Genomic DNA, 11,948 nt, shown 5'->3' with positions numbered 1-11,948 from the left:
GTACATTCAGGAAGGCGGCACGTGCGCTGCCGCTGCGAGGCTCAGCGCCGGCCCCAGAGGCCGCTGACGTCCAGCTCGATGCCTTCGAAGCCCGCCGGCACGGCCGTGTCGAGCGTCGGCGCGCAGCCCTCGCGCTCGCCGCGGGCCTTGGCGCGCGCGAGTTGGCGCACGAAATCGGCGAAGCCCTCGGACGCTTCGCCGGCGGATCCGTCCACGTGGATCGTCGCGGACGCACAGCCGCCGGTATTGCGCACGTCGATCAGCGGCGCGATCGCGTGCACCGCCATGTCGGCGAAGGCCGCGAAGGTGGCGGCGTCGATGTGTTCCTGCCGCGCGCTGATGCGCAGCTTGAAGGCGTAGAGCTGGCGGTGGAACAGGTAGGACACCGAGAGGATCGGCTCGCCCGCGCGCGTCATCGTCACCGGCTGCCGGCGACCGCGGTCGGGGTCGTTGACCGCCAGCTCGGCCTCGACCTCCTCGATCGCGGCGATCGCGATGTCCCCGGACTCCGCGCCGTCACGCGGTTCCACCGCGTCGTTCCCTGCGTCGTTCCCTGCGTCGTTCGCCGCCTCGTTCGCTGCTTCGGCCTGCTTCACCGGCGTCACGACATGGAAATCGGTCTCCTCGCCGAACACCAGGTCCTCGTAGGTACCTCCGGCCGCGACATCCTCGAGTTCCCGGCGCATCGCCAGCGCGAGCTGGCCGACCACGTCGACGCCTTCCTGGCGGCCGTGCGGATAGACGAAGACCGACACCAGCACGTCCGGATGGTCGCCGTGCCGGTAGCTGAAGCCGACGCCCAGCTCCGGCCGACCCTCGAAGTCCTGCGCCTTGGTGAGACGCCAGCCGGCCACCCGCGCGGGGGCCAGCACCAGGCTGCGCTCGATGAAAGGGCGCTCCGGCTCACCGGCGTGCGCCGGGACGAGGGACGCCGCCGCGAGCAGGCCGGCGATCAGGGCGGTGCGGATCCGGGACGTCGGCATCGAAGGTTCCTGGCAGGCGGCGAGCCGCGGGTGGATGGCTGAACGCACGACGACGCCCGCCGGGGTTGCTCAGTTCACCGCGAGATCGACGCAATGCCGCTGTCCGTGCACCAGCGGCTCGACCAGGTACTGGCCGCGCTCGGCGAGCACGCGGTCGCGGATCGCCGGCAGCGCCTGCAGCGGCGGCAGGTCGCGGGCGTAGGGCGAATAGTCGATGTCGACCGCCACGTGCAGCCGCGACGCCCCGAGCGCGACGTGCAGCGCGACCTGGTGCACCGTCTCCAGCCGCACCGCTTCGCGCACGACCGCCTGGCAGATGCGGTAGACGGTGGTGCGGGTGTCGTCGTCGAGCGCGTCGAGGGGGCCTTCGAAGCGGGTTTCGAAACCGACGCCGGCATCGTCGAGCATGTCGCGCAGCGGGCCGTTCTCGAGCGCGTGGCGCAGGCCGTGGCTGTCGAGCATCGGTGGCCGCAGCTGGCGCAGCGCGCGGCGCAGGCTGTCCTGGATCTCGCGCACCTGCTCGCGCAGCGACTCCAGCAGGCGCGTGACCTGCTCGTCGCGGGTGTCGCGGAAGGCCAGGCTGATGCGGGTGCCGAGCGCGTGGATCGCATGCCCGAGCTCGTAATCGAGTTCGGCCGCGAGTTCGCGCTGGCCCTGCTCCTCGACGCGCACCAGGCGCTGGCTGATCTGCCGCAATTCCTCGGCCAGGCCGGCCAGTTCGTCGTTCTTGGTCGCCAGCTCGCGATGACGTTCCGCGAGGATCGCGTGGCTCTCGCGCAGCGCCGTGCTGGCGGCGCCGAGCACCAGCGCGCCGGCGCCGACCACGATCAGCACCAGCTGCAGCATCGACACGCTGATCGTCAGCACCGCGGTGCCGGCGACCACCTGCACGACGCCGCCGAGCAGGGACGTGCCGATCGCCGCGCCCTCCCAGCCGTGCCGGAAGCCGAGGAAGAACAGCGGCGCGAAGGCCAGCAGCAGCACGTAATCGGCGAGCCGCCCATAGGCCTGCAGCAGCAGGCAGACCGTCAGGCCGCCGAGCACGGTCGCGGCGATGTCGCGCCAGAAGCCGGGGCGCCGCCGCTCCGGCAGCCCGTGCACCAGCACCAGCACCAGCGGCGCCAGCACGAGCTGGCCGATCAGGTCGCCGTAGAGGAAGGCGAACATGCTGACCAGGGTGTCGGCGGCGTTCATCGGCACCGTGACCAGGAAGGTCCACAGCAGCGGCGACACCGCGGCCGCGGCGATCAGGCCGGTCAGCAGCAGCACGATCATCCGCCCCGGGCCGTCGATCGCCGGCGCCGGCTCCGGGCCGCGCATCACCCGCACCGCGGTCGCGTAGACGAACCACGGCAGCACGCAGACCGCGACGAAGGTCCACGTCGACGGCGAGTAGCCGAGCACCAGGGTCTTGATCAGCTGGCCGCCGACCTCGGCCGCGGCGAGCCAGCCCCAGCGCCGGGTCGGCACCAGCCACAGCAGGGCCAGGCGCAGCCCGGCCGGCAGGAACCAGAGTTGCCCGGACAGGCGCTCGAGCACCAGCCAGGCCAGCAGCACGACGCCCGCAACCAGGAGCCAGCGCCGCCAGTCGCCCGTCGCCGCCACCTGCAACTTCATCAGCGCATCCCGCGCCATCCGGTCCCGATCCCGACGTCCCCGTGTCCGGCCAGCATGCCCCTCCGGACTCCCGCGCGTGAAGTGCTGCGCACGCGCCTTCCTTGCCCGGGACGGGGCCGATATAATCCCGGCTTTCGTTTCCAGGGCCCTGGCCCGTGGCCGGGGAGCAAACTGTGCGTAATCACGATCTGGTATTCCTCAAGCACTTCTCGCAGGTGATCGGCTTTCTGGTCGCCCTCACCATCGCGCTGATCGTGCTGGCGTGGTTCCTGAACGACACGCCGGCCGAGCCGAACCCGGCCCGCGAGGCCGCGACCGCCGCGCGCCTGCGCCCGGTCGGCGACGTCTTCGCCGGTGCCACCGGTGCCGCCGCGCAGGCGGCCGCCCAGGCCGCGGCGCGCGAGGCGGCGGCCGGCCAGGTCGCCTACGACGGCACCCTCGACGGCTCGGTGATCTACAGCGCCCTCTGCAGCGCCTGCCATACCTCGGGCGCCGCCGGCGCGCCGAAGCTGGTCCGTGGCGAGTGGGCCGCGCGCATCGCCCAGGGCGTGGACACCCTGCACAAGCACGCGATCGAAGGCTTCCAGGGCAACGCCGGCCTGATGCCGGCCAAGGGCGGCAACCCGGCCCTGACCGACGAGCAGGTGATCGCCACGGTCGACTGGATGCTCGACAACCTGCAGTGAGCTTCGGCGCCCGCCGGGCGCGAACGCACTATGCTGGGCACTGCCCGGCCCACGACGCCGCCTCCGGGCGGCGTCGTCCTTTCCGGGCCCTGCCCGAACCCCGATGAGCGCCCGAACGGAGGCCGTGATGCGTCGTTCCCCCCTGTTCGTCCTCGGCCTGCTGCTGGCCGGCTGCAGCGGCCCGGAAGGCGAAGCGCCAGCGCCGCTGCCCGCCAGTGCGGTCCCGGCCGCCCCCGCCGCGCCGACCGGGCCGGCACGCCCGGCGACGATCGCCGCGCTGCAGGGCACCGGCGCGCGCAGCGCCTATGTCGGCGAGTACGCGGTGGTCGAAGGCGTCGTCACCGGCCCCTTCCTCGGCGGCCTCGGCGGCGTCTTCATCCAGTCGCTGCAGGACGACGGCAACCCGGCGACCTCCGAAGGCCTGTGGCTGCCGCGGCCGGAGAACGCCGAACCGCGCCTGCGCGCCGGCGACCACGTGCGCGCCACCGGCACCGTCGCCGAGATCGGCGAGGGCGACGCGACCCTCACCGCGCTCGCCGATGCCCAGGTCGAGGTGCTGGCGCAGGGCGTCGCCTTCCAGCCGCTGAAACTGGAGGCGCCGCCGGCCGACTGGGAAGCGCTCGAGGGCATGCGCGTGCGCATCGAGATCGGCCTGGACGTGGTCGGCCTGGAAAGCCTCGGCCGCTTCGGCGAACTCGCCGTCGCCTTCGACGGCCCGGTGTACGTCCCCACCGAACTGTCGGCGCCCGCCGGCGCCGGCGCGATCGCGGCGCAGAACGCCGCCCGCACGATCCGTCTCGACGACGGCAGCAGCCGCCGCGATCCGGACGCGCTCTGGTACCTGCCGGCGAAGCCGGGCGATGTCGCCCCGCTGCGCGCCGGCAGCCGGATCACCGGCATCGAGGGCGTCGTCGACCAGCGCTTCGGCGGCTGGCGCATCCAGCTCACCGACAAGCTCGGCGCGGTGTCCCAGGCCGACCGGCCGGCGCCGCCGCAGGTGCCGGGCGACCTGCGCATCGCCAGCCTGAACGTGCTGAACCTGTTCAATGGCGACGGCCGCGGCGGCGCCTTCGAGGAAGGCCGCGGCGCCCGCAATGCCGGCGAGTACCAGCGCCAGCAGAAGAAGCTGGTCGCGCTGGCGCAGGGCCTGGATGCCGACATCATCGGCCTGATGGAGATCGAGAACGACGGCTTCGGGCCGGAATCGGCGATCGCCCAGTTCGTCGCCGCGCTCAATGCCGCCGGGCCGCATTCGGACTGGCGCTTCGTCGATGCCGGCGCCGGTCCCGGCGAGGACATGATCCGGGTCGCGCTGGTCTACCGCGGCGAGCGCGTGGCGCCGGTCGGCGACCCCCAGACGCTGCTCACCGGCCCGTTCGCCGGACGCAGCCGGGCACCGCTGCTGCAGGCGTTCCGCGCCGGTAGCGGCCCGGTGTTCGCGGTGGCGGTGAACCACTTCAAGTCGAAGGGCGGCTGCGACGAGGCCCGCGGCGACGACGTCGACCGCAACGACGGCCAGGGCTGCTGGAACGACACCCGCCAGGCCTCGGCACGCGCGCTGCACATGTGGCTCGAGGAGAACCCGACCGGCGCCAGCCCGGTCGGCACGGTGGTGATCGGCGACCTCAACGCCTATTCGGAAGAGGACCCGGTGCGCCTGCTGCGCAACTTCGGCTGGCGCGACGCCTTCGCGCTGGTGCCGCCGACCGGCGGCGAGCGGCCGTATTCGTTCATCTACGGCGGCCAGCGCGGCCGCCTCGACCACGCGCTGCTGCGCGGCGTGCTCAGCGAACGGCTGCGCGGCGTCGCGTACTGGAACGTCAACGCCGCCGAAGCCGATCTGTTCGACTACCGTACCGAACGCCCGGGTACGCCCGGCCCGTGGCGGGCCTCGGACCACGACCCGGTGCTGCTCGGCTTCGACCTGCGCGACGAGGGTTAAGATCCGCGCATGAGCATTCCCGCGTTCCCGGACGAATCCGGCCCGCTGTACCTCGCCGGTCCGGCGGGTCGCCTCGAGCTGATGGTCGACCTGCCCGAGCCGGGCACCGAGCGTGCCGGCGTGGCCGTGATCTGCCATCCGAATCCGCCGGATGGCGGCACCCTGCACAACAAGGTCGTGACGATGACCGGGCGCGCGCTCAACGAGCTCGGGCTGGCGGTGGTGCGCTTCAACTTCCGCGGCGTCGGCCAGTCGGAGGGCAGCTTCGACCAGGGCCGCGGCGAGGTGCTCGACCTGCTCGCGGTCACCGACTGGGTGCGCAGGCAACGCCCCGACGACCAGCTCTGGCTGGCCGGGTTCTCGTTCGGCAGCTGGGTCGCGTTGCAGGGCGCACGCCAGGTGCCGGTGAAGCAGATGATCTCGATCGCGCCGCCGGTCGGCCTGCGCGCCTTCGACGGCGTGCTGCCGCCGCCCTGCCCGTGGCTGGTGGTGATGGGCGAGGCCGACGACATCGTCGACCCGCAGAAGGTCTACGACTGGATCGATTCGCTGCCGCAGAAGCCCGCGCTGGTGCGCATGCCCGACACCGGCCACTTCTTCCACCGCCGGTTGATGGACCTGCGCGGGGCGATCAAGAACGGCGTCCGCCGGAATCTGCCACCGCCGCGTAAGTCCTGAGTCCGGAGTGACGGCCGCCGCCCACACGCTGCCTTCCGGCCGCTATGCCGCCGGTGTCGCCGCCGGGCGCTGGCAGGACGATCCGGCGCAGCGCGCGGCGCTGCAGGAACTCGACCGCATCGCCCGCGAACTGCGCGCGGGGACGGCCCGCGCCGGCGGCTGGCGGCGCTGGTTCGGCGGCGGCGCGCCCACGCCGGTGCGCGGTCTGTACCTCTGGGGCGGGGTCGGCCGCGGCAAGACCCTGCTCGAGGACCTGCTGGTCGAATCGGTGGCCGGCGTGCCGCACCAGCGCTGGCATTTCCACCGCTTCATGGCGGCGACGCACGAGCGCCTGCGGGCGCTGCCGGCCGGCACCGCCGACACCGTCGCGGTGGTCGCCGACGCCTGGGCCGACGAGCTGCGGCTGCTGGTGCTCGACGAATTCCTGGTCGCCGACATCGCCGACGCGATGATCCTCGGCCGCCTGCTCGAGCGCCTGTTCGCGCGCGGCGTGACCCTGGCGACGACCTCGAACACCGCGCCGGAGAACCTCTACCGCGACGGCCTGCAGCGCGCCCGCTTCCTGCCGGCGATCGCGCTGCTGCAGCGGCACTGCGCGGTGCACGAGCTGGTCAGCAGCACCGATTACCGGCTGCGCCAGCTGACGCGCGCGGCGACCTACGTCAGCCCGCTCGGGTCCGCCGCCGAGGCGGCGATGGCCGCGCACTGGCAGCGGCTGAGCGCGGACGTACCTTCCGAGCCGGGACCGCTGCTGCTCAACGGCCGGCCGGTGCCGGTGCGCGGGCTGGCGGAAGGCCTGGTGTGGTTCGATTTCGGGCCGATCTGCGAGGGCCCGCGCGCGGCGGCCGATTACATCGAACTGGCGACCGACTTCCACACGGTGCTGGTGTCGGGCGTGCCGCTGTTCGACGGCCGCAACGACAACGCCGCACGCCGCTTCGTGCACCTGGTCGACGAGCTCTACGACCGCGGCGTGAACCTGCTGCTCAGCGCCGCCGCCGAACCGGAATGGCTCTACACCGACGGCAAGCTGGTGCAGGAGTTCGAGCGCACCGCCTCGCGCCTGATCGAGATGCGCAGCCACGACTACCTGGCGGGTGGGCACGTGCGAAAACCGGGGTCGGAGTACTTTTCCGCCCCCGATCACGATGCCGGCGAAGGCGCATCCGGCGGAAACGTAGCCTGACCCCGGTGTCTCCCCCCATGCCGAAGGAAAAGTACTCCGACCCCGGTTTCTGGCTCGCGCTCGCGGCGTTCGCGCTGACCCTCGCGGCGTTCTGGCCCGGCTACCTGAGCTGGGATTCCGCCTACCAGTGGGCGCAGGCGCGCGGCGCGGTGCCGCTGGACCCGGCGCATCCGCCGGTGATGGTGCGCACGTGGATCGCGCTGCGCGCGCTGCTGCCGGATCCGGGCGGGGTGTTCGCCGTGCAGGCGACGCTGTGGTGGGCGGCGGTGGCGCTGTTCGCGCACGCGCTCGGCGGCAGCGCGTGGCGGCGCGGGTTCACGGTGCTGCTGCTCGGCGCCTGGCCGCCGCTGCTGGCGCTGCTGCCGCACCTGTGGAAGGACGTCTGGATGACGGCGCTGTTCGCGCTCGCGCTGGCCTGTTTGGCGATGGAGCTGCGCGGCGGCCGCCGGATCGCCTGGCTGGCGGCGGCGCTGCTGGCGCTCGCCGCCGGCATCGCCTTCCGTTCGAACGCGATCACCGCGGCCTTGCCGCTGCTGGCGTGGATCGGCTGGCGCGCCACCGGTGACGGCCGCAGCACGCCGTCGGCGCTGAGCAGCGGCAACTCGCGCCGCCGCGCGACGCGGCAGCATCTGCTGCGTGCCGGTGCCGCGACCATGGTCGCCGGCATCGTCGCGGTCGGCGGCGCCGCGCTCGCGAACTTCAGCACCGCGAAACCGATGCCGGTGTGGCCGGCGATCGCGCTGTGGGACATGGCCGCGGTGTCGATCGAGGCCGACGAACTGCTGTTCCCGTCCGACTGGATCGAGCCGACCCTGACCGTCGCCGACCTGCGCCGCGACTTCGACCCGTCGGTGAACGTGCCGAGCTTCGTCGGCGGCCAGCTGCGCCTGAACTTCTACTACGACTACACGCCCGCGCAGTACGCCGAACTCCGCGACGCCTGGCTGGCGCTGCCGCGCGAACATCCCCGCGCCTATTTCGCCCACCGCGCACGCGTGTCGGCCTTCCTGTTCGGGCTGCGCCAGGCGGAACACGCCGACGGCCTGGTGCTGTCGCCGGACATCACCGCCTTCGCCGACAACCCGCCGCTGCAGCGCAACGACGGCGCGCTGAACCGCTGGCTGCAGCCGAAGCTGTCAGCGCTGGTCGACACGCCGGTGTTCGCCGGCTGGGTCTACCTGCTGCTGGCGGCGGGGCTGGTGCTGCGCTGGCTGTGGCGGCGCGACGGCGGTTTCGGCGCGCTGTCCGGCATCACCGCGCTGTCGTCGTTGGCGCTGGCGGCGCCGCTCGTGCTGGCGGCGCCCAGTTCCGACTTCCGCTATCTGATGTGGAGCGTCGCGGCGAGCCTGTTCGCGCTCGCGCTGACCGCCGGGAAGAGTTCGTAGTTCGTAGTGCGTAGTTCGTACGAGGTACGAACTACGAACTGGTTAAGATTCCGCCGTCATCCAGGAGCCACGCGATGCGCCCGTTCCTCGCCGCCAGCCTCGCCGCGCTGATCTCCCTGCCCGCCGCCGCACTTCCTCCGGAACGTCTGGACCAGCTCGCCGAAGCGGTGCGCGCCGACGTCGTCAGCTGGCGCCGCGATTTCCACCGGAATCCGGAGCTCGGCAACCAGGAAACCCGCACCGCCGCGAAGATCGCCGCGCATCTGCGCGCGCTCGGGCTCGAGGACGTGCGCACCGGCCTCGGCCCGACCGGCGTCAGCGCGATCCTGCGTGGCCGCCGCGCCGGCCCGCGCATCGCGATCCGCGCCGACATGGACGCGCTGCCGGTCACCGAGACCACCGGCCTGCCTTTCGCCTCGACCGTGCGCGCCGACTACCGCGGCCAGCCGGTCGGGGTGATGCACGCCTGCGGCCACGATGCGCATGTGGCGATGCTGATGGGCGTCGCGCAGGCGCTGGCGGCGGTGAAGGACGAACTGCGCGGCGAGGTGATGTTCGTCTTCCAGCCGGCGGAGGAAGGACCGCCGCAGGTCGGCGAGGTCTTCGGCGCCCGCCGCATGCTCGACGAGGGCCTGTTCGCGCGGTTCGAACCCCACGCGGTCTACGGCCTGCACGTGTGGTCGTCGCTGCCGGCCGGCCAGGTCGGCGTGCGCAGCGGCCCGGCGATGGCCGCCGCCGACGAGTGGACGCTGGTGCTGCGCGGCAAGCAGACGCATGGCTCGAAGCCCTGGGACGGCGTCGACCCGATCAGCGTCGCGGCGCAGGTGCAGCTCGGCTGGCAGGGCATCCTCGCGCGCCAGGTCGACATCACCCGCTCGCCGGTCGTGCTGACCACCGGCGCGATCGACGGTGGCGTGCGCTTCAACATCATCCCCGACCGCGTCGACATGACCGGTACGCTGCGCACGTTCGACCCGCAGGTGCGGGCCGACGTGATCGCACGCATGCAGCGCATCGCCGACCACTTCGCGGCCGCGTCGGGCGCCGAGGCCGAGCTGCGCGTCGTCGAGAACGCGCCGGTCACCGCGAACGACCCCGCGCTGGCGGCGCGCGCGATCGCCTCGCTGCGCCGCGGGCTCGGCGACGATGCGGTGGTCGAGATGCCGTTGCTCACGGTCGCCGAGGATTTCTCGCAGTACGCCACGGTGGCGCCGACCTTCTTCTTCTTCGTCGGCAGCACCGGGGGCGGCGTCGACCCCGCGACCGCGCCGGCCAACCACTCCCCGCAGTTCCTGCTCGACGAAGCCGCGCTGCACACCGGCGTGCGCGCGATGCTCCAGCTCGCCACCGACCACCTCGCTTCGCCCTGACCTCATTGCTGCCACGACAGGGCAGGAGCATTCACAACGGATCAAGGCCGATAAGAGCCGATCTTCAATTGGCTTGATCCGCTGTTTCGGCTTTGATCCGTTGTGATCAACTTCTTCGTGCGCGACCGTGGCAAAGAGTTCGGGCCCCAGTCCGCGGTGTAGGATCGGTGCGGCGATGACCCAGGGGAGTGCCGTGATGCGCAAGACGATGCTGGCTGCCGTGTTGGCGGCGCTGTTGCCGATGTCCGTGCAGGCGGCCGATGCCGACGTGGAGGCGCTGGCGGCGGCGGTCGACGCGAAGGTCCAGGCATGGCGGCGTGATATCCACCAGCATCCGGAGCTCGGCAACCGGGAGATCCGCACGGCAGCGCTCGTCGCCGAGCACCTGCGCGCGCTCGGGCTCGAGGACGTGCGCACCGGCATCGCCACCACCGGCGTCACCGCGGTGCTGCGCGGCGGCAAGCCCGGCCCGCGCATCGCCATCCGCGCCGACATGGACGCGCTGCCGGTCACCGAACGCAGCGGGCTGCCGTTCGCGTCGCGGGCGACCGCCGAGTTCCGCGGCGAGACCGTCGGCGTGATGCACGCCTGCGGCCACGACGCCCACACCGGCATCCTGATGGGCGTCGCCGAGGCGCTCGCGTCGATGAAGGCCGAACTGCCGGGCGAGATCCTCTTCATCTTCCAGCCCGCCGAGGAAGGCCCGCCGGACGGCGAGGAAGGCGGCGCCGAGGAGATGCTCGCGCAGGGCATCTTCGAGCGCTTCCGGCCGGAGGCGGTGTTCGGGCTGCACGTGTTCAGCACCTTGAACGCCGGCCAGGTGGGCTGGCGCAGCGGCCCGGCGATGGCGGCGAGCGACCGCTTCAACATCGTCGTGAAGGGGCGGCAGACGCACGGCTCGCGGCCGTGGGGCGGCGTCGATCCGATCGTCGCGGCGGCGGACCTGATCGGCAGCGCGCAGACGATCGTGTCGCGGCGGCAGAACATCTCCAAGCAGCCGGTGGTCGTGAGCTTCGGCGCGATCAAGGGCGGCATCCGCTACAACATCATCCCCGACGAAGTGGAGCTGGTCGGCACGATCCGCACGTTCGACGAGGACATGCGCGCGGCGGTGTTCGCCGACCTGCGCAACGTCGCCGAGCACGTGGCGGCGGCGCACGGCGCGTCGGTGGTCGCGAACATCCCCGACACCAAGGGCAATCCGGTCACCGTCAACCACCCGGCGCTGACCGCGCGCGCGGTGCCGAGCCTGGAACGCGCCGTCGGCGCCGCGAACGTCGTCGAGATGGACCTCAACATGGGCGCCGAGGACTTCTCGTTCTACGCGCGCGAAGTGCCCGGGTTCTTCTTCTTCGTCGGCGCCACGCCACGCGGCACCGATCCGGTCACCGCGCCGTCGAATCACTCGCCGGAGTTCTTCCTCGACGAGGAGGCGCTCAAGGTCGGTACGCGGGCGATGCTGCAGGTGGTGCTGGACTATCAGCGCATGGGCGAGTGATCAATCTGGTGCGCGGCCTGCTGCGCGACTATGGCGTCGTCATTCCCAACGGCGCGGCGAAAGTGGCGCCGGCCGCCCGCGATGCGTTGGAGGACGGCGAGAACGAGGAGCCGTTTCCGCAGCGGACGTCATCTGGCTGCCTGGCTCGGACTGGTGCCGCGCGAGCATTCGTCCGGCCAGCACAGAAGGCTCGGAAAGATCACCAAACGCGGCGACGGCTATCTACGCACGCTGCTGATCCACGGTGGCCGCGCCATCCTGAGATCGGCAGCGATGCGACGACGGGCCGGTCGCGAACTCGAACCGCTGCAGGCCTGGGCACTCGATGTGCAGCAGCGCCAGGGACACAACAAGGCCGCCGTGGCGGTCGCCAACAAGCTGGCACGACGCCTGTGGGCGATCGATCGACACGGCGCCGCGTTCGATCCGAAGCACATCAGCCGCAAGCCCTGAACCGGTTCACCGCCAGGAGTGCACCACGATCCGAGTCATGACGAAGGGTTCGGTCCCCGGGTCGGGCAAGGCCGATAACAATTCCGGCTCGCGAAGCCGCTTTGAACGATAGGCCCCGACCCGCGGATATTCATGATGGCCCGAGCGCGC

Annotated in this window: 8 protein-coding genes and 3 pseudogenes; 9 read left to right on the top strand and 2 right to left on the bottom strand. The window is 72.1% G+C overall.

The annotated features are described in order from the left end of the window. Positions 1–41: 41 nt before the first annotated feature. Together K311_RS0112325 and K311_RS17845 are read right to left on the bottom strand one after the other, a co-directional pair. On the bottom strand, positions 42–983 hold the full coding sequence (locus K311_RS0112325; RefSeq protein ID WP_026817568.1) for a hypothetical protein: 942 nt from the start codon (positions 981–983) through the stop codon (positions 42–44). Positions 984–1,052: 69 nt separating this feature from the next. Further along, positions 1,053–2,600, bottom strand: coding sequence for an MASE1 domain-containing protein (locus tag K311_RS17845; RefSeq protein WP_161627320.1), 1,548 nt, complete (start codon positions 2,598–2,600; stop codon positions 1,053–1,055). Between the two features lie 173 nt (positions 2,601–2,773). On the opposite strand from K311_RS17845, the gene K311_RS0112315 reads away from it, so the two are divergent. From K311_RS0112315 to K311_RS18465, 9 genes and pseudogenes are all read left to right on the top strand, one after another. Beyond that, positions 2,774–3,286, top strand: coding sequence for a c-type cytochrome (locus K311_RS0112315; RefSeq protein WP_026817566.1), 513 nt, complete (start codon positions 2,774–2,776; stop codon positions 3,284–3,286). Between the two features lie 127 nt (positions 3,287–3,413). Beyond that, on the top strand, positions 3,414–5,228 hold the full coding sequence (locus K311_RS16820) for an ExeM/NucH family extracellular endonuclease (protein WP_052049153.1): 1,815 nt from the start codon (positions 3,414–3,416) through the stop codon (positions 5,226–5,228). A gap of 9 nt (positions 5,229–5,237) precedes the next feature. Further along, positions 5,238–5,906: an alpha/beta hydrolase gene (locus K311_RS0112305; protein ID WP_026817565.1), complete on the top strand. Its 669-nt coding sequence runs from the start codon at positions 5,238–5,240 to the stop codon at positions 5,904–5,906. 7 nt (positions 5,907–5,913) lie between these two features. Further along, a pseudogene (gene zapE / locus K311_RS16815) lies at positions 5,914–7,011 on the top strand (cell division protein ZapE); the annotation flags it as partial. Positions 7,012–7,109: 98 nt separating this feature from the next. Next, positions 7,110–8,477, top strand: coding sequence for a hypothetical protein (locus K311_RS0112295; RefSeq protein WP_026817564.1), 1,368 nt, complete (start codon positions 7,110–7,112; stop codon positions 8,475–8,477). Between the two features lie 74 nt (positions 8,478–8,551). After that, positions 8,552–9,847, top strand: coding sequence for an amidohydrolase (locus K311_RS0112290; RefSeq protein ID WP_026817563.1), 1,296 nt, complete (start codon positions 8,552–8,554; stop codon positions 9,845–9,847). 196 nt (positions 9,848–10,043) lie between these two features. Beyond that, positions 10,044–11,345: an amidohydrolase gene (locus K311_RS0112285; RefSeq protein WP_026817562.1), complete on the top strand. Its 1,302-nt coding sequence runs from the start codon at positions 10,044–10,046 to the stop codon at positions 11,343–11,345. Then, a pseudogene (locus tag K311_RS18980) lies at positions 11,345–11,449 on the top strand (IS110 family transposase); the annotation flags it as partial. The gene K311_RS0112285 and the pseudogene K311_RS18980, both read left to right, overlap by 1 nt. Before the next feature lie 4 nt (positions 11,450–11,453). Next, positions 11,454–11,798: pseudogene (locus tag K311_RS18465) on the top strand (transposase); the annotation flags it as partial. Positions 11,799–11,948 lie beyond the last annotated feature (150 nt).

It is taken from the genome of Arenimonas composti TR7-09 = DSM 18010, from assembly GCF_000426365.1.
Lineage (GTDB): Bacteria > Pseudomonadota > Gammaproteobacteria > Xanthomonadales > Xanthomonadaceae > Arenimonas > Arenimonas composti.
This window is presented reverse-complemented; position numbering and strand designations above follow the sequence as displayed.

Coding starts and splice junctions, on each gene's coding strand:
- K311_RS0112295 (WP_026817564.1), top strand. CDS start 7,110: ATGCCGAAGGAAAAGTACTCCGACCCCGGTTTCTGGCTCGCGCTCGCG.
- K311_RS0112325 (WP_026817568.1), bottom strand. CDS start 983: ATGCCGACGTCCCGGATCCGCACCGCCCTGATCGCCGGCCTGCTCGCG.
- K311_RS16820 (WP_052049153.1), top strand. CDS start 3,414: ATGCGTCGTTCCCCCCTGTTCGTCCTCGGCCTGCTGCTGGCCGGCTGC.
- K311_RS0112305 (WP_026817565.1), top strand. CDS start 5,238: ATGAGCATTCCCGCGTTCCCGGACGAATCCGGCCCGCTGTACCTCGCC.
- K311_RS0112290 (WP_026817563.1), top strand. CDS start 8,552: ATGCGCCCGTTCCTCGCCGCCAGCCTCGCCGCGCTGATCTCCCTGCCC.
- K311_RS17845 (WP_161627320.1), bottom strand. CDS start 2,600: ATGAAGTTGCAGGTGGCGGCGACGGGCGACTGGCGGCGCTGGCTCCTG.
- K311_RS0112285 (WP_026817562.1), top strand. CDS start 10,044: ATGCGCAAGACGATGCTGGCTGCCGTGTTGGCGGCGCTGTTGCCGATG.